Source organism: Kiloniella litopenaei, from assembly GCF_000982415.1.
Classification (GTDB): domain Bacteria; phylum Pseudomonadota; class Alphaproteobacteria; order Kiloniellales; family Kiloniellaceae; genus Kiloniella; species Kiloniella litopenaei.
On record NZ_LANI01000003.1, the window covers coordinates 464,837 to 491,324 of the forward strand.

General features: G+C 45.5%; 22 protein-coding genes and 1 tRNA gene. 9 read left to right on the plus strand and 14 right to left on the minus strand.

What is annotated here, in order from left to right; all coding sequences use genetic code 11:
• Nucleotides 1-3: 3 nt before the first annotated feature.
• The 3 genes from WH95_RS06260 (at nt 4) to WH95_RS06270 (ending at nt 5,964) form a co-directional block, all read left to right on the plus strand.
• Nucleotides 4-2,046: a DEAD/DEAH box helicase gene (locus tag WH95_RS06260; RefSeq protein ID WP_046504397.1), complete on the plus strand. Its 2,043-nt coding sequence runs from the start codon at nt 4-6 to the stop codon at nt 2,044-2,046.
• Nucleotides 2,039-3,241, plus strand: coding sequence for a GIY-YIG nuclease family protein (locus tag WH95_RS06265; protein ID WP_046504398.1), 1,203 nt, complete (start codon nt 2,039-2,041; stop codon nt 3,239-3,241). The genes WH95_RS06260 and WH95_RS06265 overlap by 8 nt, the downstream gene beginning before the upstream one ends.
• A gap of 149 nt (nt 3,242-3,390) precedes the next feature.
• Nucleotides 3,391-5,964, plus strand: coding sequence for a UvrD-helicase domain-containing protein (locus tag WH95_RS06270; protein WP_046504401.1), 2,574 nt, complete (start codon nt 3,391-3,393; stop codon nt 5,962-5,964).
• 129 nt (nt 5,965-6,093) lie between these two features.
• Here the strand turns inward: WH95_RS06270 and WH95_RS06275 are convergent.
• Nucleotides 6,094-6,170, minus strand: a tRNA-Arg gene (locus tag WH95_RS06275).
• 100 nt (nt 6,171-6,270) lie between these two features.
• Nucleotides 6,271-7,227, minus strand: coding sequence for a prolyl aminopeptidase (pip, locus tag WH95_RS06280; protein ID WP_046504405.1), 957 nt, complete (start codon nt 7,225-7,227; stop codon nt 6,271-6,273).
• Between the two features lie 61 nt (nt 7,228-7,288).
• Here pip and WH95_RS06285 point away from each other — a divergent pair, with 61 nt between their 5' ends.
• From WH95_RS06285 to WH95_RS06300, 4 genes are all read left to right on the plus strand, one after another.
• Complete coding sequence (locus tag WH95_RS06285) at nt 7,289-8,113, plus strand: thermonuclease family protein (RefSeq protein ID WP_046504407.1); 825 nt, start codon at nt 7,289-7,291, stop codon at nt 8,111-8,113.
• Between the two features lie 34 nt (nt 8,114-8,147).
• Complete coding sequence (locus WH95_RS06290; RefSeq protein WP_046504409.1) at nt 8,148-8,567, plus strand: rhodanese-like domain-containing protein; 420 nt, start codon at nt 8,148-8,150, stop codon at nt 8,565-8,567.
• 61 nt (nt 8,568-8,628) lie between these two features.
• Nucleotides 8,629-10,113 (plus strand): M48 family metalloprotease, encoded by a 1,485-nt coding sequence (locus WH95_RS06295; protein WP_052741833.1) that lies wholly within the window; start codon nt 8,629-8,631, stop codon nt 10,111-10,113.
• A 14-nt stretch (nt 10,114-10,127) separates the two neighbouring features.
• Nucleotides 10,128-12,026 (plus strand): adenylate/guanylate cyclase domain-containing protein, encoded by a 1,899-nt coding sequence (locus tag WH95_RS06300; protein WP_157845903.1) that lies wholly within the window; start codon nt 10,128-10,130, stop codon nt 12,024-12,026.
• 17 nt (nt 12,027-12,043) lie between these two features.
• Here the strand turns inward: WH95_RS06300 and WH95_RS06305 are convergent, their stop codons facing one another.
• The 5 genes from WH95_RS06305 to WH95_RS06325 all read right to left on the minus strand — a co-directional run bounded on the left by WH95_RS06305 (nt 12,044) and on the right by WH95_RS06325 (nt 15,564).
• On the minus strand, nt 12,044-12,730 hold the full coding sequence (locus WH95_RS06305; RefSeq protein WP_046504415.1) for a helix-turn-helix transcriptional regulator: 687 nt from the start codon (nt 12,728-12,730) through the stop codon (nt 12,044-12,046).
• Entirely contained in the window at nt 12,730-13,530 is an 801-nt protein-coding gene (locus WH95_RS06310) for a hypothetical protein (protein ID WP_046504418.1), read from the minus strand. Before WH95_RS06310 ends, WH95_RS06305 begins: the two co-directional genes overlap by 1 nt.
• Nucleotides 13,531-13,693: 163 nt before the next feature.
• Nucleotides 13,694-14,191: a CarD family transcriptional regulator gene (locus tag WH95_RS06315; RefSeq protein ID WP_046504421.1), complete on the minus strand. Its 498-nt coding sequence runs from the start codon at nt 14,189-14,191 to the stop codon at nt 13,694-13,696.
• A gap of 463 nt (nt 14,192-14,654) precedes the next feature.
• Nucleotides 14,655-14,993, minus strand: a complete 339-nt coding sequence (gene fdxA / locus WH95_RS06320; protein ID WP_046504424.1) for a ferredoxin FdxA — start codon at nt 14,991-14,993, stop codon at nt 14,655-14,657.
• A gap of 88 nt (nt 14,994-15,081) precedes the next feature.
• Nucleotides 15,082-15,564 carry a tellurite resistance TerB family protein gene (locus tag WH95_RS06325; protein WP_052741834.1) on the minus strand — a complete coding sequence of 161 codons (483 nt, stop codon included), beginning with the start codon at nt 15,562-15,564 and terminating at the stop codon, nt 15,082-15,084.
• Between the two features lie 139 nt (nt 15,565-15,703).
• Here WH95_RS06325 and WH95_RS06330 point away from each other — a divergent pair, with 139 nt between their 5' ends.
• Nucleotides 15,704-16,375 carry a DUF938 domain-containing protein gene (locus WH95_RS06330; RefSeq protein WP_046504427.1) on the plus strand — a complete coding sequence of 224 codons (672 nt, stop codon included), beginning with the start codon at nt 15,704-15,706 and terminating at the stop codon, nt 16,373-16,375.
• A gap of 2 nt (nt 16,376-16,377) precedes the next feature.
• Here the strand turns inward: WH95_RS06330 and WH95_RS06335 are convergent, their stop codons facing one another.
• Nucleotides 16,378-17,295, minus strand: a complete 918-nt coding sequence (locus tag WH95_RS06335) for a LysR substrate-binding domain-containing protein (protein WP_046504430.1) — start codon at nt 17,293-17,295, stop codon at nt 16,378-16,380.
• A 140-nt stretch (nt 17,296-17,435) separates the two neighbouring features.
• Here WH95_RS06335 and WH95_RS06340 point away from each other — a divergent pair, with 140 nt between their 5' ends.
• Nucleotides 17,436-18,278: an EamA family transporter gene (locus tag WH95_RS06340; protein WP_046504433.1), complete on the plus strand. Its 843-nt coding sequence runs from the start codon at nt 17,436-17,438 to the stop codon at nt 18,276-18,278.
• 91 nt (nt 18,279-18,369) lie between these two features.
• Here WH95_RS06340 and WH95_RS20910 read toward each other — a convergent pair whose 3' ends face one another.
• From WH95_RS20910 to WH95_RS06365, 6 genes are all read right to left on the minus strand, one after another.
• Nucleotides 18,370-18,765, minus strand: coding sequence for a GFA family protein (locus WH95_RS20910; protein WP_082114014.1), 396 nt, complete (start codon nt 18,763-18,765; stop codon nt 18,370-18,372).
• Between the two features lie 63 nt (nt 18,766-18,828).
• Nucleotides 18,829-19,224, minus strand: coding sequence for an RNA-binding S4 domain-containing protein (locus WH95_RS06345; RefSeq protein WP_046504436.1), 396 nt, complete (start codon nt 19,222-19,224; stop codon nt 18,829-18,831).
• Nucleotides 19,225-19,235: 11 nt separating this feature from the next.
• Nucleotides 19,236-21,989 carry a helicase-related protein gene (locus WH95_RS06350; protein WP_046504439.1) on the minus strand — a complete coding sequence of 918 codons (2,754 nt, stop codon included), beginning with the start codon at nt 21,987-21,989 and terminating at the stop codon, nt 19,236-19,238.
• A gap of 221 nt (nt 21,990-22,210) precedes the next feature.
• A complete protein-coding gene (locus tag WH95_RS06355) occupies nt 22,211-22,648 on the minus strand; it encodes a response regulator (protein ID WP_046504442.1) in 438 nt (145 codons plus the stop codon).
• A 47-nt stretch (nt 22,649-22,695) separates the two neighbouring features.
• Nucleotides 22,696-24,465 carry a CHASE domain-containing protein gene (locus WH95_RS06360; RefSeq protein ID WP_046504444.1) on the minus strand — a complete coding sequence of 590 codons (1,770 nt, stop codon included), beginning with the start codon at nt 24,463-24,465 and terminating at the stop codon, nt 22,696-22,698.
• Between the two features lie 59 nt (nt 24,466-24,524).
• The gene (locus WH95_RS06365) at nt 24,525-26,243 is read right to left on the minus strand and encodes a putative bifunctional diguanylate cyclase/phosphodiesterase (protein ID WP_046504447.1); all 1,719 of its coding nucleotides are present in this window, start codon (nt 26,241-26,243) and stop codon (nt 24,525-24,527) included.
• Nucleotides 26,244-26,488: the final 245 nt, after the last annotated feature.

Genomic DNA, 26,488 nt, shown 5'->3' on the forward strand with positions numbered 1-26,488 from the left:
ATAATGACAGCGCATAAATCAGTTCCATCGGTATCGGTGAATTATGCCACCAACGGCAACTCGACTAGCTCTAACGAGCTTGGCATGCGGGTGATGCAGGAACGTGCCTATGAAAAGCGCGGTGAACAGTATCTTCTGATCAAATCACCACCTGCATCTGGTAAAAGCCGCGCCTTAATGTTTATCGCCCTTGACAAGCTGAATAACCAAGGAATTGATAAAGCCATTATCACCGTTCCTGAAAAATCCATTGGTTCCAGTTTTGCAGACGAAGAGCTAATGAAATTTGGTTTCTACTGGGACTGGCAGGTGAACCCAAAATGGAACCTGTGTAATGCCCCTGGTGAAGATGGTAGTAAAGCCAATGCTGTGAAATCCTTCATGGAAAGTGATGATGCTGTTCTGGTATGCCCTCATGCCACATTCCGTAATGCTGTGGAAAAATTTGGTGTTGAGCTATTTGATGGCAGCCTAATTGCCATTGATGAATTCCATCATGTATCAGCTAATCCTAACAATAAGCTTGGTGCACAGTTAGGACAGCTTATTGAACGCGATAAGGTTCATGTTGTGGCTATGACTGGCTCCTACTTCCGTGGTGACGCAGAAGCCGTAATAATGCCAGAAGATGAAGCCAAGTTCGATACGGTGACATACACTTACTATGAGCAGCTTAATGGCTATAGGCACCTAAAGAAGCTGGATATTGGCTATTATTTCTATGCAGGCTCCTACGCAGACAGCATCCTTGAGGTGCTAGACCCGCATGAAAAGACAATTGTGCATATCCCAAGTGTGATGTCCCGTGAAAGCACGAAGGACAAATACAAAGAAGTTGAACACATCATTCACGAGCTTGGTGAATGGCTCGGTGTTGAAGATGAAACAGGCTTCCACCGTGTAAAGACTGAAGGCGGCAAGATTATCAAGATTGCTGATCTGGTTGATGACACTGATCCTAAACAACGTGAGAAGGTTCAAAGCGCGCTCAAGTCCCGCGTAGCCAAAGATAACCGCGACCATGTGGATATTATCATTGCGCTTGGTATGGCGAAAGAAGGCTTTGACTGGATATGGTGCGAACATGCGCTGACTGTTGGGTATCGCTCCAGCTTGACAGAAATCATTCAGATCATTGGTCGTGCGACCCGAGATGCTGAGGGTAAAACTCATGCTCGTTTCACAAACCTGATTGCAGAACCGCAGGCAGATGAAGAGGTGGTGACAGATGCAGTTAATGACACGCTGAAAGCCATTGCTGCCAGCCTATTGATGGAGCAGGTTTTGGCTCCGCGCTTTAACTTCACACCTAAGACACCGCAAAGCGGTCCAGAAGATGGATTTGACTATGGTGAAGATGGGTATGATCCGAATAAGTCCAATGTGGGCTTTAATGAAGACACAGGCGAGTTTCAGATTGAAATTAAAGGCCTGACTGAGCCGAAGTCAGAGGAAGCACAACGTATCTGCGAACAAGACTTGAATGAGGTTATCACGGCCTTTGTACAGGATAAGACAGCAATTGAACGCGGACTGTTTGATGAAGAAATGGTGCCACAAGAGCTAACTCTGGTTAAAATGGGTAAAATCATAAAAGAGAAATTCCCAAAGCTTGACGACGAAGACCAAGAAGCGGTTCGCCAACACGCTATTGCAGCACTGAACCTGACACAGAAGGCCAAAGATATTGCCAGTGATGAAACTGGCGGCAGTACAGCCCTGATTGACGGTGTGCGCAAGTTCACAATGGATGTACGAGATCTTGAGATTGATCTGATCGACAGCATTAATCCGTTTGGTGAGGCATACTCTATCCTGTCCAAGACAATGTCAGAAGATAGCTTGAAACAGGTTGCAGCCGTGATCTCTGCCAAGAAGGTTAAGCTGACACATGAAGAAGCCCGCGATCTGGCCTTCCGTGCGTTACAGTTCAAGAAAGAACGTGGTCGCCTGCCTGATATTAATTCCGCGGATCCTTGGGAAAAACGGATGGCAGAAGGCATAGCCTTCTTGCAACAAAATGCGAAGGAGGCTGCGGATGGCTGAACTATCAGACCTTGAGCTTCTTGATGCATTAGGCGTTGAAGCCAAGGAAGAGAAAAAGAAAAAACGAACGCCGAAAGAAGAGCGCATTATTGCAGGCTTTGAAGAAATTCAGAAGTTTGTTGATGATAATGGTCGCTTACCTGCTCACGGTGAAGGCAATGATATTTTTGAGCGGCTTTATGCCACACGCCTCGACCAGATCAGGAAACAAGCTGAGTGCCGTGACCTTGTGACTGAACTGGATCATCAAGGCCTGCTGGATGGTGCTAGTGAACCTGTTGAAGAAATCCCAACAGATATTGATGATGATGCTCTGCTTGCTGAGCTAGGTGTTGAAGCCAAAACTGATGATGTAACAGTTTTAAAGCATGTCAAAACCCGCGCTGAAAAGCGTATGGTTGAAGAAATGGCTAACCGCACAAAGTGCGAGGACTTTGACAAATTCAAGCCACTCTTTGAAGCAATTCAAAACGATCTCGATAATGGTAACAGGGAAACCAAGAAATTCAGAAAAGACGCAGGCTTTTCAAAGACAGACATTAAGGCAGGTCAGTTTTTTATTCTTGGTGGTCAAACAGCATATATCGCTAAAGTGGGTGAAGAGTTTACAGCTCCTAATGGCCAACCAGATGCTCGTATGAGAGTGATTTATTCCAACGGGACTGAAAGCGACCTGCTTCTGCGGTCTATGCAGCGTGCCCTTTATAAGGATGAGACTAGTAGGATCGTCTCTGACCCTGTTGCAGGCCCGTTGTTCTCAGGTGAGGCAGAAGCTGATGATCTGCCAAGTGGTACTATCTATGTGCTTCGCAGTAAGTCTGAAGATCCATATGTTTCAGAACGTCATGAGGTGCTGCACAAGATTGGCGTGACTGGTGGGGATGTAAACAAGCGCATTGCAAACGCTAAACACGATGCGACATATCTACTGGCTGATGTAGAGATCGTAGCCACATATAAACTCGCAAATATTAATCGCAAGAAAATGGAAAAACTACTTCACAAGTTTTTTGATGCTGCTCGTTTGAACATTGAAATTAAAGATCGCTTTGGTAACCCAGTATCACCACGAGAGTGGTTCCTTGTGCCTTTGTTTATCATCGATGAAGTAGTGGACAAGATTAAAGACGGTACGATAAGTGACTACACTTACGATCTTGAGCAAGTGAAGCTTGTAAAAAGCAAAAAAGCATAGCCTTGAACTTACATTACAATCGACAATCTTGAACATATTTTTGCTTTCTTTTTAACCACTTTATCTACACACTTTATAGGTGAAAATAAAATTTTCTTTTCCGTTGAATTGGGCTGTCTCTGGATAATTATTAGGCATAGATATAAAACATGACTGGTTTAGCTTTAATCCATTACAAAGATTTCGATCAATCATTATCAAAATTATCAAGAGGTGGGGGGGAAAGAAAAAGGATCGCTGATAAAGTATATTCTGCGATACAAAAACATGTACTAGGTCATGGAAATCTTGCAGATCTCCCCATTACAAAGAATGGTGAGACTCGAATACAGCATTGCACAAAGTATGATCTTGGAAATGGCTATAGACTAGTTACCATTCAGCTAAAAAAATACATTGCATTATGCTTTATAGGGAATCACGATTCTTGCGACCAATGGTTAGATCGAAATTCTGGCTTAACTTTTACAATTGATAGCGATGGTACTCTTGGTGCAGATTATAAAAGTAACTCATCTGAAGGCGTAAATATTGTTCGCGCTCCCAAACCAAATACCGGTCAATTATTGACACTGCTTCCTGAGAGTTATCAAGCAAAATTATTAGCTAATGTCCCCCCCCTTATTTCAATAAAAGTATCTCAACTTCAAGGGTTTGTTCTCCCAGATGAAATAGACAGACTGTGCAATGAAATTGATGATTTACAGACTAAATCATTTGTTAGAGATACATTACTTCTTTTATCGAATGACGACCTTCATAGTGCAAAAAAACGCATTGAACTTGAATATAAGCAATCAATTGAACTCGAAGATGCTGACGAAAACCAAATCCTAAACATCAAAGATGGAGATCAAGTGCGTCGCCTCATCATTGGTTCGCAAGAGTACGAAAATTGGATAAATAGATTTTCAAAAGAAGCTGAATATTATGACTGGCTATTATTCATGCACCCTGAACAAGAAGCCCTTGTTCATGAACACTTCACAGGATCAGCGATGTTATCCGGAGTATCCGGATCAGGTAAAACCTGTATAGCAGTTAAAAGGGCACTTAAGTTATCTAATGACAATACAGATAATAAAGTTCTACTGGTTACTCTTAACAGAAGTTTAGCGCATCTAATAAAAATGATGCTAATCCAAGCTACTATAGATAAAGAAGAAATTAACAACATAAAAGTATGTTCTTTTTTCGAGCTTTGCCAAGAGCTCCTCATAGAATATGAGCCAGAAAATAAGAGAATTTATTCTGATGTTTCCTGGAAGTTAGAAGAACACATAGACGAAATTTTCCGTGAGTACTATAGGTGTTGGAGTAACAATAAGAGTGCTGAAATCCTTCTTCCTATTCATGCAAGCCTTACAGCAAAAGGACTGTCTGCAGAAGACTATTTACGCGAAGAATTTGACTGGATAAGAAGCGCTATACCTAAGTCAGATAGAAGCAAATATATCAGAATCGATAGAGAAGGAAGAAAATACCCTATTCTAGAGCACAGGAGGCAATTAATACTCAAAGGCTTAGATTCATGGGAAAAGAAAATGACAGCAATTGGTGTCATTGACTACCTAGGACTAACAACTCAGCTATCTAATCATTTAGACAAAATATCCTCTAGGTATGAACATATCATAATTGACGAAGCCCAAGATTTTGGAACAACAGAGCTCTCCATCATAAAAAACCTATCAATACCTGGAGAGAATGATATTTTCATGTGTGGAGACATAGCTCAGCATGTTTTACCCAAGCATCGAAGCTTAAAAATAGCAGGTATAAACACTCAAAGCCGTCAAAGAACTATTACCAAAAATTATCGAAACACAAGACAAATACTTAAAGCTGCATATTCTGTTCTCGAACAAAACTTAGATGAAGAACAATTCAATAGCCATGACCTAGAAATTTTAGACCCTGACTTTGCAAATAGGTCATCCAATGAACCTCTTGTCTTAGAGGCCAGTAACCTAACTAAAGAATTTGCATATGCATTTTTTTTAGTTGAGCACCATATAGAAGTAAATCCCAATCATACATGCTGCATTGCTGTTGCAGGTTTTTCACAAAGGGAGATTGAGCAGTATGGCGCCCTCAGAGACATTCCGGTCTTACAAGGGTTACACAGCCCTGAAAAACACCCATTAGTATTATCTGATTTAGAACAAACTAAAGGATATGAGTTCAATTTAATGATTATCCTAAATTGCTGCGACAAGGTTCTTCCACCTACCAACATGCCCGAAGAAGAAAGTTTTAGAGAAGGATGTAAGTTATATGTTGCAATGACAAGAGCCCGTGATGAACTTTATCTTTCATTCCATGGAGAACCAAGCAAATGGTTAAGTAGAGATAATTCTGATTTATTCTTTGATAAATGGGAAGATGTCTGTGAATTTAAAAAGTGTCATCTACACACCCCCCCCATACATCTAGAGGAAATTGAAGCCTCTGAAAAAAGAACTTTACTGCAACTATCCGGGCGAGAATTTATATATACCTCAAACGCCTTAGGACTCAGCAAAGGTGCCCTTAATAAAATCGACGAGTTGGTAGATGGTGTTGGCATGACCAGAAACGGCAATATGATTAGATGGAGAAATGTTGGGGCCATGTTGACCGATTTAGAGCGCTCACCGAGGGCTAAACAATTATTTGGCCCTAAAATTCAGGAAGAAATAAGAAGCAAACTATCTGAGCTTGTAACTCTTGCTATCACATGATTTTAAAAAGTGAAAAAACGGCTATTTTACCTCAATGACAGCTTATGGGTCCGTCGCTCACACAAAATCAATGACTTAGCATCAATTTCAACAACAGCTTATGTGACGCCCTACACCCTACACAATAAATGGTGGTCCCGGCGCGATTCGAACGCGCGACCCTCAGATTAGGAATCTGATGCTCTATCCTGCTGAGCTACGGGACCACTGTGTCTTTTCATGACTACAGGGCTATCTGTATAGTTCAGTGTTTCTTTTCTGCCAAGCCATCGACCATCAAGTTTCGTCAGATCGATGACTTTCTAATCAATTAAGCGTACGGAATTTATCCATTGCCTCAACCAATGCTTTTGCAATCCCCGGCTCAAAGGCTGAATGCCCGGCATCATCAATAAATTTGAATTCAGCTTCGGGCCACGCCTTATGCAGATCATAGGCCGTTGAGGCAGGGCAGACGATGTCATAGCGACCATGCACAATAACGGCGGGAATATTCCTGATGCGATCAATGCCGCCCAGCAAGCCGCCTTCGGGTAAAAAGCACCCATTGACAAAATAGTGCGCGATCAAACGACCAACCGGAAGTGCCCGTTCATCATCCAGGGATGCTTTGACAATTTCCGGGTTGGGCAAAAGCGTTACACAGCTAGCTTCGTAACTGCTCCATGATTTGGCAGCGGGCAAATGAACCGACGGATCCGGATCTGTCAGGCGTTTATAATAGGACCCGAGAACATCCTCGCGCTCTTTTTCATCTAGAAGAGAGATAAAGTCATCATAGGCTTCCGGAAAAATCGACCCGACACCCTGTTCGCTTAAATACCATTCCAGCTCTTTGGGGCGGGACAGGAAGATACCCCGCACGACCAACGCATCTGTGCGTTTCGGATGGGCCTGCGCATAAGCCAGCGACAGGGTTGATCCCCACGATCCGCCAAAAACGATCCAGCTTTCAATATCCAGCTTTTCGCGCAGAAGCTCCATATCGGCAATCAGATGGGGCGTGTCATTATTTTCAAGTGAACCCAACGGCAAAGATTTCCCACAACCACGCTGATCAAACAAAACAATGCGATAGTGCGCAGGGTCAAAAAACCGACGATGGGCCGCCCCGGTACCAGCCCCTGGTCCGCCATGGACGAACAATACGGGCTTGCCCTGTGGGTTGCCGGAAACCTCCCAATAGATCTCGTGCTCATCACCAACAGAGAGAAAACCCATGTCATAGGGTTCGATTTCAGGATACAGATCTTTTGGGTTCATATTATGACTCGAAATACTATTAAGGATTGAAAAGCAATTGTTACCCTACTATGACGAGACTATGCCCGGATTAAAAGCTTTCTTCAGCGGATTTTTGTGCTTCTTTCTGTTTCATTACAGCTGGCTTGCGTTCAGCAACAAAACACTTGCCCAAACAGCCACACTCCCCATAGCTCCGCAACTGGATGCCCCCGTTAAAGTTACAGAAATAACGGCAGAACATCACTTGATCCTGGATGATGGGACTATTGTAAAGCTTGCTGGTTTGCTGCTACCGACACAACAGGATTGCACCCGTTTAAAGGTCGTTTGTCCCCTTGTAGAACAGCTGACACACTATTTGGAAAAAACACTCACCAACCAGCAGGCCTTTATCGCCAAAAGCCCGCGTTACTTCGATAGATATGACCGGTTATTGGCACAGGTAAAAAGTAAAGAGGGCAACTGGATACAAAAAGAAATATTGGAACAGGGGTTCGCCAGAACAATCACAACCACCGCAAACCAGACAGATTTAACGCCTATGCTTCATATCGAGAATCAAGCGAGATATGCACGGCAAGGCATATGGCAGCTAGAGGCTTTTCAGGTTTTACAAACAGATCGTCTTGATAGCAAAACCAATCGATTTCAAATCATCGAAGGCATTGTTCAAACCACCGCAAACATCCGCGGTACAATCTATCTGAACTTTGGTCAGGACTGGCGAACCGATTTCACGATTAAACTGGAAAAGAACAATCAGACAGCCTTTACCAACAAAGGTGCCGACCTGTTGGAAACAGTTGGTCGCAAGATCCGAATACGGGGCTGGCTGTTCTGGGAAAACGGACCTATGATATCCCTCTACACACCAAAACAGCTAGAGTACCTATCAGTAGAATAATTTTGATCAAGTACTTCGTCAGGATCAATCAAAGATGCCCCACAGTAAAGCCGAAGACACCACTGCCCCAAAAGTAAGCTTGCAAAAACTTCTGGACACAGCGCAAACACAAATAACGGAATACACCCCCGAAGAAACAAAAGCACTGCTTTCACAGGATGATGTCATCCTGATTGATATTCGGGATATACGAGAGCTAAAACGCGAGGGCATTATCCCGGGCAGCTATCACTGTCCCCGTGGCATGCTTGAATTCTGGATTGCCCCCGACAGCCCATATTACAAGCCAGCTCTGTCACCGGACCACCATTTTATTCTGCACTGCGCCATGGGCTGGCGGTCTGCCCTTGCAGCAAAAACCCTGCAAGACATGGGGGTTCCCAAAGTCAGCCATATGTCGGGCGGTTTTAGCGCCTGGAAAGAAGGCGGATTAGAAGTCGAAGAAAAGACATAATTCCTTTATAAATTCCTCATAAAGGAATTAACCGTACAATTTCAAGAAACAGCGCGAACTGATGACCATGACAATTCTTTCCCGTTTCAAAACACCCCTATTAGCTCTTGCCCTTGTTTCAGCTGGGCCTTTGCTTTCTGGCTGTTCAACATCAGAGGCAACGGGGCGTACCTTCTTTAATGGAGGACTAACCCCTGCGCAGGAACAAAAGCTTGGGGCCAGCGAACATGTCAAAATCGTCAAGGAATTCGGTGGGACTTATGATGAAGATCCCGCGCTCGCAAAATATATCACCAGCTTAGGTAACTTCCTTGCCAAGACCTCTGAGACGCCTGATCAGAAATTCACGTTCACCCTGTTGGACAGTCCTGTCGTCAACGCTTTTGCCTTACCTGGCGGGTACGTTTACACCACACGCGGCCTTTTGGCTTTGGCCAATGATGAGGCCGAGGTTGCCGGTGTGATCGCACATGAAATCGGACACGTCACTGCTAAGCATTCCGCCGAAAGATATGGTTCGACCATGACGGCAAATATTCTTGCCGCTGGCGTTGGCATTTTAACCGGCAGCGGACAGGCAGCCCAGGCCGTCGGCACCGCCGGAGCTGTCGCAGTACAAAGCTTTTCTAGGGATCAGGAATTCGAAGCTGACCTTTTGGGTGTACGTTATCTTTCCCGTGGTGGGTTTGACCCCAATGGAATGGGTGACTTCTTAAGCCAGCTTCAGGCCAGTAGTCGACTGGATGCTGAAATCGCAGGGGATCCCGGGCGCGCTGATCAATTCAACATCATGCAAACACACCCAAGAACAGCAGATCGCATTCAACGGGCCATACAACAGGCTGGCACAAAAACAGTCAAAAATCCGATTATCGGGCGGGACGTCTATCTCAAAAAAATCGATGGTATGCTCTACGGGGACAACCCTTCACAAGGCTATATTCGTGGACAAAAATTCTCTCACCCGGAACTAAAACTTACCTTTACCGCACCAAGTGGCTTTCGCTTGATCAATAGCAAGACAAAAGTTGCCGCAGTCGGCCCAGATGATTCGCTTATTATCTTTGACGGCGCAAAAGGAAACGTTAGCGGCAGTCTCAGGAACTACCTGACAAATGTTTGGGCGGAAAAGATTAACCTTAATGGTGTTGAAAAGATAACGGTCAATGGCATGGAAGCTGTTACAGGTAGTACACAGATCAATACCAGGAACGGGAAGAAAGACTTTCGATTAATTGCTATTCGTTATGCCGGGGGTAAAGTGTATCGCTTTACCTTTATTACAAACCCCGGCCAAACAAATCGCTTTTCAGAAGACTTCAGACGCACCACATACTCATTTAAGAAACTATCCAATGCGGAAGCTGCCAAATTAAAACCCTATCGAATCAAGATTCATACCGTCCGGTCGGGTGAAACGTTAAACAGTCTGGCCCGAAAAATGCCTTTTGCAGATTTCAAACTGGAACGGTTACTTGTTCTTAACGGATTACATAAAAACAGTCAGCTTGTTCGCGGGCAAAAAATTAAACTCGTTACCGAGTAATTGGAATCTGAAATTTGGTAGATACGACTAACAAGCACCTCCTTGATCCCCTTTCCCCCCACATGGAATGTGCTGTCAAAAAACACTGGCGCCCATCAATTGCCATGGCCTTGTCATTCGGGTTTGGTGGTATGACCATGGTCGCGCTTGCCATCGTTATCTGGCTTTCTTTTGACACAGCCAAGGATAATACCTTTGCCCTGACCCAAGAGGTAACCGAAGTCAGTTTTGGCTCTATCCGTTCACATCTGGATAACAATCTGAATGCAGCGGCGAGCCAGGTAACCTATATGGCTGAACTGGTTCATCAGGGTTTACTGGACCCCAACGATGAAAAAGCCATTACCCAGACGATAAAAGGTGCCCTGGCGGCAACACCTCAGGTTCGTGGCATGTCATTAATGCGTACGGACGGATCGGCAGTACAGGCAGGGTGGTTCGATGAAACTTCTTTTTTTAGCCGAAACCAAAAAAATGATAACGAGTACCGTTTTGCATCCATTTTGCAGGATGCGAGCCGGGAAGATGGTGTTTATTGGGGCGGCATTATCTGGATCGAAGAACTAAAAGAACCCCATATTTCCGTTTTTCATCCCATCTATCAAGGCGATCGCTTTATCGGTGCGATAGGGGCCATTATCTCGATTAGTTCACTATCAGATTACATCAACAAACTCGATAAAGAGACAGGCAATCACACCTATCTTCTCCTCAACCGTAATCGAGTACTTGCTCACCCCTCTCTGATTGACATGAGCCGTTCGGGCTTATCTGCGGAAAACCCACTCCCGACTCTTAACCAGGTCATCGATGGTAACCTGCGCCGAATCTGGGATGAACCCCTTTACGATTTCACCGAAGTTTTGGGTAATGGGGATATCAAAGGCCACGCCGTTGATTCTTTTGCAGGTGAGCTTTCTTTTCTCCACACCAGCTTTTCTGCCTATGGGTTTGATGACTTAACACTTGGCATTTATTTTATGGAAGGAGAGCTAGAGGGATATTATGAACGCCTGTATCTAACGGGTATTGCAGCACTGGTCATTGCACTCATCACCGTTGTGATTATATTTTTTGCCGGAAAATTCATTGCCATGCCCCTCCAGCGGCTTGCGCTAACCTCGCAGCAGGTTGGGCAACTGGATCTCGTTCACACGCAACGATTACCCGGAAGTATGTTCCGAGAGCTTGATACAGCCGCAACGGCCTATAATTCAATGCTGGGTGGGCTAAAATGGTTCGAGAACTACGTACCTAAAAAGCTGGTAAAGCAATTGATGGAGACAAACGGCGAAGGCATTATCTCGGAAGAACGGGAAATCACCGTGATGTTTACCGACATCGTCAGCTTTACACCCCTTAGCGAATCAATGCCCGCCACAGAGCTTGCCAATCTTCTTAACCATCACTTTGATCTCTTGGGTGCTATTATCGAGCAAGAAGGTGGCACCATCGACAAATATATTGGTGATTCAGTGATGGCTTTCTGGGGCGCACCAACACAAATGGATGATCATGCAAAGCATGCCTGTAAGGCGGCTCTACGTATTGAACAGGCCTTGCAAGAGGATAATCGCCAAAGAAAAGAGATGGGCCTGCCCGCTATCAACATTCGGATAGGCATACATAGCGGTTTGGCCGTGGCTGGTAATATTGGTGCCAAGGGCAGAGTAAATTATACCCTAATCGGTGATACAGTGAACACGGCACAACGTCTTGAAAGTTTGGCAAAAGAAGTTCTTGCCAACAGCACGGAGACTGCAAAAACACTTATTTCAGCGGCGACTTGGAATTATATAAAATCAGATTCAAAAATGGAAACAACGCCAAAAGGCTTTTTTGCCCTGCGCGGAAGAGAAGCTGAGACAGAAGCCTATGAACTAAAAAATCCGTTAAAGAACAATGTCACGTAAAATGATAAAGCTACAATTTAAGGGCTTGTTGCTTCTAGGTGCTTGAGGAAATCATCATAGGTCTTCCCTCTTTCATTGGGGAATCGTTCTTCCAGAACAATCATTTGTTCGATACGGTCAAGTCGGAATACGCGAAAACCTTTGCGTAATTCACACCAGGCACCCAACATCCAGATCGCGCGATAAAGCTGTAACCCCAACGGCCAAAGTGTGCGCTGGCTTTTATCGCCCCGACCATCCCGGTAGTTAATCAGAACTTTATTCTGCTTGCGAATGCCATGTCGTAAATCACCGACATCAATCGTAATGGGTTCAGGCAAGGCATCACCATGTGCAACCAAATTTGGTTTGGCCAGCCTCGGGCGCAACAGGTCCGGTAGCACACTGTCAATCTTTTGAAGAACGTCGGTTGCAGCAAGTGCCAGTTTGGGGTCTGCCCACGCCTGTACCATCGTCATACCAAAGGTAAGTGCTTCCAGTTCTTCGGCATCAAACATCAAAGGCGGCAGATCATACCCTTCATAAAGCAAATACCCTACGCCAGCCTCGCCCTCTACGGGGACACCTGATCCAATTAAATCCTTGATATCTCGATAGACGGTACGAGTGGAAACTTCCAGTTCTTCGGCAAGTTTATCCGCGGTAATCAAGCGGCCACGACGTAAAATTTGAACCAGACGGAATAAACGGTCGGCCCGTCGCATCAGCTTTCCAGCACTTCCAGAACCTGGCCGTCAAGGCCTATGCAAGCTGCGATTAACTTGCCACCAAACCCACAACCGCCATCAAGTGTAACCGCAAACTCGTCATATTTTGGGCCAGCCTGTTCAGGGTCATAACCCCGGAAAAGACGCGTAAAGGGGCCAAAGTTTCCCTTGACCTGTTGAAAGCCCTTATTTGCCCACCAAAAGCTATCTTTTTGAGTTTCCAATGGACGACTGGGATTGATCCCCGCATTCACAAAAAGGGTCGTTCCGTTATCGGGATAGGCCGCGCGCTTTAACTGGCCCAGGACCTGATAGTGACCCGGTTTTTCTTGCATGGCACGACGGACTTTATTGGTCCAGCGCGTTAATTGCATTGCCCCTGCCGCTGCTTCGCGGAAACCTTCTTGCGGATTAAAGCCATAGGCTTGTAGAGAGGCACCAACCCCTTGATCCAGCATCCATTGAAGAACCCCCCTCGGGTCTGTCGCGAACTGTAACTGGAGCAGCTTTTGCCACATCTCTTCCTGTGAGCCTCTTAAATAGACTATATCGCGGGCAAAATTCTGATATCTGGCAAGGAAAAACCGTCGAAAAGAAATAAGTTCGTCCAGAGTCTCACTGACCTTGTCGCCATGGCCCATAAAGTTACCAAGATAGATAACGCGATCACCACGTCTCAATCGCGTTTCAAGCGCGGCATGGATATTTCGCAATGGGTCAACCTCACCGTGGATGGCACTAACAGCCCAAATACGGTGTGTGGCAGTCAGGATTGCAAATTTTTGCACATCGCCCATGGAAAGGACGGTACCCCTGTTACAGCTATAGCGAGAAATGAGAGCTTGAAAAAGAAGCGCTATATTCTCGCTCGATTGCCCGACAAACGGACGGTTAAAGACGAAGAAGATACAAACGCGGCCCCGCGTTAACGGAACCGCGTTTCACATGTTCTCCGTAAAACTAGGCTGCTGCAAGCATTTCTTCTAGTTTTACTGCTGCGGTATCTTCGTCGATATCTTCAACAGCAGCAAATTCACGGGCCAATCTCTCGAGAGCGGCCTGATACATCTGGCGCTCACTAAAGGATTGCTCTGGTTGTTCGGGGCCACGGTGCAGGTCACGGACAACTTCAGCGATAGAAACCGGATCACCGGAATTAATCTTTGCTTCGTATTCCTGGGCACGACGGCTCCACATTGTCCGTTTCGCACGTGACCGCCCCTTGAGTGTTGTCAGGGCATCTTCCATAAGTTTGCGGCTAGACAGTTTACGCAGGCCAGAGCTTTCGGCACGTACCAAAGGCACACGCAATGTCATTCTGTCTTGTTCAAAAGTCACAATAAGCAATTCAAGCGTAACGCCAGAAATTTCTTGGGTTTCAATACCCTGAACGCGTCCTACACCATGGGTTGGGTAGACCACGTAATCACCGGCACTATATTCTGCTTGTTTACCCATTAGATCTCATCTCTCCGTTTTGTCGGCCTGCAATTTAACCAGACTCTACATTCATATAGGTATGTTTTCGAGCTTAGCCATCCCTGACTTATAAAAAAGCACCAGAAAACGTACCAAAACGCATGGATACAGCATCCCCACTCAATTAAAAAATTGGCAGGGTCAGAAGTTCGTTGTTAAGTGAAACTTACTAAAGGCGAAGGAATATTCTTTGTCCAACACCGTACCAGCTATCCATCCGTAACGGATATGTTATACAGTAATTACAGTAAAATTTCAATATTCGCATAGCACATGCCAGCCACGCAATTAGAGCATAGTTCGATGGATACCAAGCAATCTATGTTCTGAAGAGTATCTAAAGCTTTGTGATACTCAGATTTTTGTTCCCCCGTAAAACAGGGAATGATCGAAACAGAGAATGATCCGTAGAGCACCCTGTCACAGGTGCTCACGCATTTAATCAGCCTGTATCGCCAGGCTTTTCACTGAAATGATCCTGTAGCTTATTGCCTACACCATTCCATTCATCTGCATCAGCAGGCTTTTCACCCATACGAGTGATATTCGGCCAGATATCTGCCCACTTCTTGTTGAGGTCCATCACAGACTCAGAAGCAGGGTCAGTATCAGGCAGAATTGCTTCCGCAGGACATTCTGGCTCGCAAACACCGCAATCAATACATTCATCCGGATGAATGACGAGCATGTTTTCCCCTTCGTAGAAACAATCCACGGGGCAAACTTCAACGCAGTCCATATATTTGCATTTAATGCAATTTTCCAGGACGACATATGTCATCGTCTAATCTCCACTTGGCTCCTGACCAACTACAGGATTTACCCTGTGTTATTTTTTGGCATTCCCGTTTGGGTTTATGAAAAAGGGCCTACCCTTTCAAGCCCAAACGAGCAAGAGCTTTTTTACGAGCATCACCGTTATCGCGATCAGACACATAGAGCAACCCGGCAATTCGCCGCATCAAATTAGCTTCGTAATGGTGCAATTCGCCATCCGCATAGACAACTTCCCACATCATTTCCATAAACTCTGTGCGTTCTTCGGGGCTATGGCTATCATTGATAACCCGTGTAAAGGCAAAAAGTTGACTGGAGCTCCCCGCTTTCTCTTCAGCAAGTGAGAGCAGCTCAACACCATCTTCAGCGCTCAAGCCCAATCGACTCTGGATAAGTTCGATAATCTTTTCCCGCTCTTCAGGACCAAAATCATCGTCCATCCCGGCGGCTTCGACCATCAAAGCAGCCGCCGCAACTTTTTTGTCGCTATGATGAACCAAAGCACCTTGCGGCTTTTGGGTAATTTCCCCCAACAATTCTTTTATCCGACCAAACAAATAACTGTCCTCAACCATTATCTAAAGACACAGGGACACGCCAAAAAATCCTGCGATCAACCTCTTCAAGACAGTATCTTGAAGACATGCCCCATTAAGCATATCTATAATCTAGTGTCACCCCGGCGTTTAAACAACATTTCGCAGATCAGCTATCATGACCTCCCAGCCCGCAAAATCATCTTCACCTGTCGCTGACCACAGACGTTATGCCCCGGCAACAGAACGCAACAGAGAAGCGATTTATGAGGTTTTGAAAAATAATCTGCCGGAAACAGGAACGTTACTAGAGATTGCCAGCGGAACAGGTGAACACGCCGCATGGATTGGGGCGCGCTTACCCGCCATTAGCTGGCAAACCAGTGAATATGACAGAGATCTTTTTCCCAGCATCAAGGCGCATATTCAGGCATCGGAAGCAAATAACATATCCCCCCCTGTTCATATTGATGTTATGCAAGACGACTGGGGGCTTGGAAAAGAAAAACAGGCACAATTCCAAAATAAAACCGACGCCATCATCTGTGCCAATATGATACATATCGCCCCTTGGGACGCTGCAATCGGCCTCGTGCAAGGGGCATCAAGGCTTCTGAGCGAAAATGGTCATCTGTTTATTTATGGCCCCTTCTTCCAAAGCGATGTGAAAACGGCCCCTTCAAATATCGAATTTGATCAATGGCTGAAGGAGCGAAATGCATCATGGGGCATTCGACAGCTCGATGATGTAAGAAACCTTGGTCATAATCATGGCCTTGTTCTTCACAAAATCCATACCATGCCAGCCAATAATCTTTTTCTACAGTTCAAGAAAACGACCAACGTTTAGGGCTAAGTACCACCCAGATCACTCCAAAGCGGCGAAGACATCGCTTCGTTTTGGATCCATGATAAAAATGCTTTGTTCTTTTTCCGTTGCGCATCGCGAGAAATAACAGTGTAAACTTGGCCATTGGGCACAAAGCCGAACGGCGCGACCAGACGGCCAGCACGAATATCTTCACTTACCAATGCCCAAGGGGCGATGGCAGCGCCCAATCCGCCCATCGCGGCCTCTAGCATAAAATAAATATGCTCCAGCTCCACCCCCTTATCAGTATCTGGCACCGAAATACCGGTGACCTCGGACCAATCCTGCCAAGCGGACCTTCGGGTTAAGCTGTGTAGCAAAGGCACCTCTTCCCGCCCCAAAAGACTTTGCGTCTCGGAAACAACAAATCGCGTTTCCAGTTCCGGAGTCATGACCGGCCCCACCAATTCAGCAAACAAAGGAGTAACATCAACATTTGGTGGCCAACTATTATCGCCCACAACAATCGCCAGATCGCACGCGGCATTTGCGAGATTAGGTATCACCGTCGTTGTACTCAAACGTACATCAATATTTGGATAATGCGCGGAAAAGCGATGTAAACGCGGCAAAAGCCATCGCATCATAAAGGTTCCGATACAGGCGACATCCAATGCCCCCTCTTCACTATCAACAACGCTGGCAATAGTCATTTCAAGCTGATCAAAAATTGCCGTCAATTGCGGCTGTAACTTTACCCCCGCCTCGGTCAACTGCAATCGATTGCGCGGCCCTTCGAACAGACGCACCCCCATGACATCTTCGAGATGACGGATCTGTTTGCTAATCGCCCCATAGGTAACATTTAGCTCCTGCGCGGCATCAATCATACGACCTTTTCGGGCAGTAACTTCAAAAGCCCGGATTGCATTCAAGGGCGGTAACGACGATCGATTCATAATAGTTTTTCTCACATATACTAGAGAAATGATCGATTTATTCTTTGTAAATCAAACGATTTAATCAACAAACTTTTTCAAAAGTGAGAAAAAATCATAATCAATTATTTTAATGCCGCAATCGGAAAGCACCTCTTTTAATGGACACAATCGTCTTTCTTGCCATAATGGTTGGCGCCTTGATGCATGCCGGATGGAACGCCGTTATCAAGATTGGTCTGGACCGCTTTTCGGCCATTCTTTTACTTTCACTTTTTCAAGGTGCGATTTCCTTCACCCTCATTCCCTTTTTCCCCGCCATCGCCGGTGATGCCTGGCCATGGCTGTTTGCCTCTATCCTGTTACACGTCGGATACAAATTTTTCCTGATCAAAGCTTATGCTTTGGGGGACCTAAGCCAGATATATCCGCTCGCACGAGGAACAGCCCCGTTAATCGTCTCTGTCATTAGCGTCCTGTATCTGGGTGAAGTGCTTTCACTGACCAACGCCCTTGGCATTGTCTCTATCGGTCTGGGCATCATGGCCATGGCAATAAGCAAGGGGCCTGACACACCACCTCTCTCAAGAAAAGCACTGGTCTTTGCCTTTTGCACAGCTTCTTTTACAGCTGCCTATACACTCGTTGACGGGATCGGCGCACGGCTGTCTTTCAATGCATCAAGCTTCACTCTATGGCTATTCGCTGGCGATAGCCTGATCATGCTGGCCTCTGCTTTGGTGCTTAGAGGCAGAGGAGCAATTACAAAGACCTTGCCGGAATGGAAAAGCGGTTTGGTAGCTGGCGCTCTTTCGCTCGGATCCTACTGGATTGCCATATGGGCAATGACCAAAGCCCCAATCGCGCTGGTTTCCGGCCTACGGGAAAGCAGTGTGCTATTCGCAATGTTCATTGCAGTCTTCTTGCTGAAAGAAAAAGCCGGGATCGTCAGGTGGTTGGCCGCCTTTTCTATCGGAACAGGGATTCTTCTTACCCGCTTCTAACACGCCACACACCAACGTCTCACTGTCCAAGGATCAGTATTACGAGAAGCTAAAGAATTAATGATATCAATAGAAGAGTAATATCCCTTCTCTACGGAAGGTGATCAACTTTAGGTATTGCCACTAAGTCCCGATCCCAAGTAGCTCTGCTAGACATACAGATATGAGCATTTGGGCGAATGGATATATCACTATCCAGACTGCCAGCAGGCACCACGAGCAATTCTCCTCCCATTTGCATATTGGGAACCGCCGAACCACACACAGAACAAAAACTTCTTGAGTGTTGCGTTTCCGGCACCCGATACGTCTTAATTTTCTCTTGGCCTGAAGACCAATTTATTACCGCAGTTGTGGAAAACAAATTGGCGGCATGAGCCGTGCCCGTTCCCTTTTGACAGCGCGAGCAATGACAAAGAAAAAACTGATTAAATTCGCCAGAGATCTCAAAGGTGACTGTTTTACAAAGACAAGACCCAACTATCATCTAAGCAACAACCTTTCTATTCCTGTTAAAGGGCATAGTTATGATAAAGGCAAAAAGCCCCCATCAATCTGCTTCCCGAAGCTTGTCTATATCTCGACGGTCTTTTTTCGTCGGGCGCCCCGCCCCCATATCGCGAACAGCAGTATTCCCAATAGGAACGGCCTTCGGGGATTTCTGATTATCGATCGGGGCAAGATCTTCGTACAATTCACGCGCTTCTGGGGCTGGCCCACGGCGACTTCCCAAAGCCAGGATTTTAACAACACGTATGTTGGCCCCCTGCGTAAAAGTCAGGACATCATCAGGCTTAATCAACTGACTGGCTTTGCTTACCGCTTTGCCACCGATACGTACCCGGCCACCATTACAAACCGTACTGGCGATTGAGCGGGTTTTGAAAAAACGGGCGTACCAAAGCCATTTATCAATGCGAAGACTTGCCTTTTCATCACCAGCCATCGCAGACCCATCTAGCGTTTGAAAGACATGTCCTGAAGCACAGCAAAAGGTGAATCCGCCATTCTGGCTTTTTCAGCTTCGACCTGTTTTTTCCGGGCTTCTTTTTTTCTGGGGTCCTGTTTCTTCGGCCCCCGCAAGCCAAAGGCCGTGATACCGCCCTTTAGTCTGTTTGGATGGAACCGCAGAGATTTAAGAACAAAGGCAATCTGTTGGTCATCCAGACCAGAGACTTTTCTCATTTCGTCATTAATCACGAAGGATCCCGCTGGAAGCTTCAGATCATCTTCTGCTTTTTTCGCTTCGGGTGCTTCACTCTCAGCTTTATCCACCGCTTTCACCTCGACTTCGGAACCCGCTTTGGGATCAGACGCAGTAACAGCAGTATCATCAACAATCGGCGTTTCTACAGCAGGCGTTGCAATTTCAACAACTTTAGCTTTGGAATCAGCTTCCTTTTTATCCGATTTCTTTTCGCCGTCATCCTTGCTCAAGCGAAGCAGCTTATAGGCTTCGTGGGAAATCCGCTCCAAAACATCAGCCCGCAGAACAAGCTCACGCCCTTTGCGGTTTGAAAGATGACGGTAACCAACAGATGCACAAAAAATATCTTTCTGCGCGTCGGACGGTGTGAAGTATTTGCTCTCGAAATCAGGGAGCTCGGGAACAGAAGTTTCGTTCCATGCCGCCCATAGCAGCGCACGAATCCGACTTGGCCTTGGGCGATTCAAATTCGGCAGAAAAACGCTTTCCCGCCCCAGGCGCAGTCCCAGATCCGCCAAGGCTTTCCGGTCAGCTTTACTCAGGCCGTTAATCTGATCGCGCAGCAGATAGCGCGGAACCAGGCCCAAGCCTTCAATGACCTGAAAAGCAATACCGCGAGCGGTTCCCTCAAGTTTGGCATCGGACAAATAGAACAAAGGTTTCAGTTGTGCCCGCAGATGACGTTCCAACCACCCCACAAGACGGAGTCTGATTTTTTCGCGCATCGGGCTATCAATGAACTCGGTTGAATAGACGTCAACAGCAGGGTTGAGTGAGCTTTCGCCCTTGATCAGCTTGCCAACCGGGATACCACGCCACGTCAGCTCACCAGAATCATTCAACAGGAACGATCCGTCGTTATCTTCTTCGAGCATCGAGACCCGTGCAGGCATTTCACTCAGCAATGTTTTGCGCGCAGCTGTCAGCCCCGGCTTGATATCCGATCCCTGAAGACTTTCATCCAGAACAAAAGAGAACCCGACGATACGCCCAAGGAGTTCACCTTCGACAATAACATCACCATTTGCTTTAACCGCTGACACTATATTTTCTCCCGCCCGAAGGCTTCGTACTAATTTTGCTGCCCGTCTATCGACAAACCTTTGAGTTAGACGCTCGTGAAGTGCGTCCGATAACCGATCTTCTATCGCACGACTGACGCCTTGCCAATGCTCATTATCTCTTATCCAGTCTGACCGATGACTAATATAGGTCCAGGTCCTGATATGAGAAATGCGCGATACCAAAGTATCAATGTCGCCATCAATGCGATCAATACGCTTGATTTGAGTTGCAATCCAATCTTCCGGAAGCACCCCATGGTTGCTCATCAAATAATGATATATCTGAGAAAGCAACCGAATATGTTGATCTGTCAGAATTTTTCTGAAATCCGGAACCTGACAGACCTCCCAAAGCAGCTTGACCCGTGACGGGTTTGTTGCGCTGTGTTGAACAGTGCTTTCCTGTGCCAGCGCCATTAATGCCTGGTGATCTTCCGCATCGCGCACTCGTGACAGAATTTTGTCATCTGCCCGTCTTTCCAAAGAAGCAATCAACTGTTCTGGCGAACGATAGTCCAGATCAGCATTGCGCCAATAGATAACACGCAACGGGTCATAATCATGATTCTCGACACGGGCGATCAGATCGTCATCTAACGGACCGACATTATTTGTGGTTCCAAAGGTCCCGTCCCGGGTATGGCGCCCAGCGCGTCCGGCAATCTGTCCGACTTCTGATGCATAGAGGTAACGTGAAATACGGCCATCAAACTTTTCCATTCTGGAAAAGGCCACATGGTTCACATCAAGGTTCAGCCCCATCCCGATTGCATCAGTTGCCACCAGATAATCAACATCACCGTTTTCGAACAACTCCACCTGGGCATTTCTGGTCCGCGGACTCAAAGCCCCCAGCACCACGGCGGTTCCCCCCCGGTGCTGGCGAATGGTTTCAGCCAGCTGATAGACATCTGTCGCAGAGAAAGCAACCACTGCGGACCGTGGCGGCAAGCGTACAATCTTTTTGCTACCGGAAAAGCTCAGGTTTGAAAAACGGGGCCGTTCAATAAACTCGATATCCCTGACAAGCTTTTTAAGGATCGGCGCTATCGTGCTCGATCCCATAAACATGGTCTCGGCGGTGCCGCGTGCATTCAACAGCCTGTCGGTAAAGATATGCCCCCGTTCCTCATCCGCCGCCAGTTGAATTTCATCAACGGCCAGAAACTCGACCAGCTTATCCACCGGCATGGATTCAACTGTACAAAAGAAATAACGGGCAGATTTGGGTAAGATCTTTTCTTCACCCGTCACCAAGGCACACTTTGAGGCCCCTTTTATGGCGACGGCTTTGTCATAGTTCTCCCGGGCCAATAGCCGCAAGGGAAAACCAATCATGCCCGAGCTATAACCAAGCATCCGTTCCATCGCCAAATAGGTTTTACCCGTATTTGTCGGCCCAAGAACGGCTGTGATTTTAGCTGATGCGAGAAAGCTCATCTATCCCTCCTACACAAAGGAGGTGGTAATTACAGAACACGTAAAAATCCAAATCAAAAATTATGAGATGATTTTATACACAGAAAATCAACAGAAGAAAATGTAATTAAGACGCCAAGCCTACTAATAAAACAGCAGCTTTTCAGCTTGCTAAACGAAATCGACCAAGACACCATGGACAATAAATTTAGACCACGTCCAAAGCAATTAGGTTGAGAACTTTACAAGGTCCGAGGTTCAGTTGGTACATGCAACACCCGCCAATAGCTTTCAAACATGTTCACAACATCAATAAAGTTGATCCCTGCTTCTTCTTTCACAAAATAGCCAGCTACTTTTTTATTATAACTTTCGACGATATCCTGGTCCGATTTTGACGTTGTCAACACAAAAACCAAGGTATCATCAAGTTCTGGATCAGCGCGTAATTTATCAAGAAATTCCAAACCATTCATTCGGGGCATCTGAAGATCCAGCAAAACCATAAAGGGATAGGGTACAGCCCCACCTTTCAATAACTCAAACGCCTCCACACCATCATGAGCCCGGATAATGGAATTACCAATCCGTTGTTTCAGAAAGCTACGCTCAATAGATGCTGCATCAATATCATCATCTTCCACCAGCAATAAGGTAACTTCGCTTGTATCGGCTTTCATCCACAATTCTCCGTAAGTTCAGGCGTTACAGTTATCAAAATATTCCTTTATTCGAAAGGCCAAAAGATAATGTAACAAGTACCCCGTTCTCGATTTTCTTCCAATTGAAATGTCCCCTTGTGGTGCTCAACGATTTTCTTGACCATAGCAAGCCCCATACCACTTCCTTCAACCTTGTCTCGGGGTTGAAGTGTCTGAAACATTTCCAATGCTTTGCTATGCATATCATCAGGAATTCCCGGGCCATCATCCTCAACCCGAATGAAATGTCCATGATCACGCTCTTCATAGATAATCTTGATAATGCCGTTCTCTTTATCGTGATGCTTGATTGAGTTTGAAATAAGGTTACGCAGCACAATATCTAATGGAACACGAGGTATATTAATGGTTATATCCGGCACTTCACATGAAAACTTTTGGTCTTTCCCATGTAAAACTAAAATATCATTAGATATTTGTCGTAGAGAAACTGGCTCACTGGAATATTCAAACCGACCAACTTTTGAATAGTCCAACAAATCTTTCAACAAAGTCATCATTCGCTGACAACGTCCTTTGACCATGCCGATATGTTCTTTGGACTTTTCGGGCAACAAATCCCTGCAGTCTTCTTCAATCCAGCTAACAACCTGGTTTATGGAATTAAGGGGGGCCTTGAGATCATGTGACGCAACATAGGCAAACTGCTCCAGATCATGATTGGTTTTTATCAAACGCTGTGATTCATCCCGTAATGCCGCGGTCATTTTATCAGCATAGGCCAAGGCTTTACGATTAACTCTGGTCAAAAAAACGAACAATGCCAATAACATGCTGTCAATCACCAATCCCCCAATCAAAATCCAGGACGGCTGATCATTGGATGGATCTTCTCTGAAACTCAAGCCGGATTCAATGTTGAATAGCCACGTTCTACCGTACATCTCAACCCCAACATTTTTAACAAAAAGCGGGTTATCATCCCTGGGATTAGCAGCATTCGCACCTTGATCATCATCTGCATATAAAAGGGTTTCATTATCGCTGATTTTAATCCGGACCTGTCGATTTTCACTCGCCAGTGTTCCCAACATCAGCTTGCTCATGATAAAGGGTGCATAAGTTACACCAACGATATCAGCGCGACGATCATCAATGGTTTCTGGCTTTTTCCCCTCTTTATAAAAAGGCGTATAGAACAAGAAACCAGGTGTTTTTTTTGCATCCTGAACCAACACAATAGGACCTGTGATCTGTGCTTTCCCTGTGTCTCTTGCTTTTTGGATCGCTGAATAACGGTTATTTTCAAAGGCCATATCAAGCCCCACGGCTTTTGCATTATTCTTGGATGGTTCGATATATGTGATCGGCCAGTATTCTTTTTCTTTGTGTGCCGGGTGTAAACCATAGTCCGGGCGTAGTTTTCGTTCTTCCGCAAGATAGTCTTCAAGTTGAGCGGGCTTAATATTGTATATCACGCCAATCCCATTGATCCCCGGATACACCTGATCTAAATCAAGACTACTTGCATAGATAAGCCATTGTGAGTAATTTGTTTTTCCTCTGTTAGCATCCAAAAAAGCAACCCCACCCCAAAGAGCATTTTCATAAAGATGCATTCTCTCTTCGACGAGGCCGATTACCTGTTCGGCCTGACGCTGAAATTTTTCCTGATTTTTTTGAGCAACCTGCTCACTGGCAATATACCAAGCGCCAACCGTCAAAATAATTGATAAAAAAACCACCAACCAGTGAACCCAGTGCAAAGATCCTCTGCGTACCAGCTGACTTCGTTCTTCGGTTTCTAGTGAATCAGCTTTATTGACCTCGGCCATTTTACGTTTCCTGAAAATTTCAAAAAAGGGATCGCTTTGTTTAGGAAGGATAAATGATTTCAGACAGGTAATTTCGCATTTGAAAGCAGTATCTCAAATTCATCCACAGGCATCGGCTTTGCAAAATAGAATCCTTGGATACGGTCAAAGGCCAGCTTTTGACACCATTCTTTCTGTGCCGTTGTTTCAACACCCTCAACAACAGTAAGAATGCCCAATGTTTTGGAAAAAGCATTTATTGCCTCTAAAAACAAAATATCCTGAGGATTATCTTCGATGGACTGAACAAAAGATCTATCAATTTTCAAAATTTGAAATGGGTATTTTTGCAATTGAGATAAAGATGAGTGCCCGGTACCAAAATCATCCAGGGCGAGGGGAATTCCAAGATTAGAGAGACCCAGTAATACTTGAGCACTTGCATCAGTCCCTTTGATCAAGGTGCTTTCCGTCACCTCAAATTCCAATTGTCGTGGACTGACATTATGCGCCGCCAATGCGTCCTGAACATTCTTCACAAACCCATGCAAGCTCAACTGTAGCGGGGACAAGTTAACGGCAACAGAAAAATTCCCGTCCGAAAGGCTATATATTTTATTCCACTTTCCCAATTGGGCACAGGCAGTTTCCAATACACACTGACCAATTTTATCAATCAGGCCAATTTCTTCTGCAATGGGGATAAACTCAAAAGGACCAATAAGCCCCTTCTCTGGATGCTGCCAGCGAACCAAAGCCTCCGCACCGATAACTTCTTCGCTGATGCAATCATATTGTGGCTGATAGTAGACAACAAATTCATTATGGGCGACAGCGTTATGGAGTTCACGCTCAAGTTCGACCTTTCTATGAATCGCATCATGAATTTTTTTTGAATAAAAATGGGTCTGGTTTTTTCCCATTTCTTTCGAGCGATACATGGCAACATCAGCGCATTTGAAAAGCTGTGCGGCATCCGTTGCGCAATCCGGATAGTTCGCCACGCCTATACTAGTTGTGATTATCAATTCGGCATCATCTATGACAAAAGGTTCCGTGAGTGCCGCTAAAATTCTTCTGGTCAAGTGCTCTAATAACAACGGATTATCAATATTATGGACGAGGATTGCAAATTCATCACCACCAATGCGGCAAAGAATATCCCCTTCACGCACCAAAGCGCTCAATCTTTTGGCAGCTTCGACCAACAGCTTGTCACCGATGGAATGCCCTAGCGTATCATTAATATTCTTAAAATTATCCAGATCCAGCATCAAAAGTGCCAGACCACGGCAATGCCGTTTCGCATAGGGAATCGCGGCATCCAGACTGGTCTCAAATACATAGCGATTGGACAGACCGGTTAGCGGATCTTTTTCTGCAAGGAACTGGAGCTCTTTTTGGCTTTCTCTCAATTCCTGTTCAATTTTATACCGTTCTTTTGCATGTCGAATTGCCCGGATCAACCTGGCTGCTGTAACTTCATTTTTTACAATAAAATCCTGTGCCCCCGCCTCTATACACTTAATGGCAAGATCTTCGTCTTCCATATTACTCAACATGACAACGGCGATATTTGCATGACTGGACTCGTTCAAGGCCCTTAACAAATCCAAACCAGTCATTGTTGGCAGTTTATAATCTAACAGGATGATATCAAAACTCTTGTCCTTATGATATTTCAGGCCTTCTTCAGCAGAGGCAGCCTCTGTAATATTCAGGGGATACCCCGACCTATCCAGTGCTCTGATAGAATTTTCCCGATCAATGTTGTCATCATCTATTAGAAGTAAGTTCAAAGCCTTGTATTCCTTATGGCGTCTTGCAAAAAAAGTTCAAAAGGCGGGGCATTTTAATTAAATGCCTAAAATACTCTCCCAAAATAAACCAAAGGTATTAAAAATTATTAACGCACACCCTATAGAGGCAACTTCATGTAAAAAATCTTTTGTCGTCTATGAAGCAGTCTTGGTTTCACAGAGAAAGCTTGTTTTGAGTCGTCAACCTCTTGACCTTTCGCCTGCTAGAAGGTTTACGGTTTAGA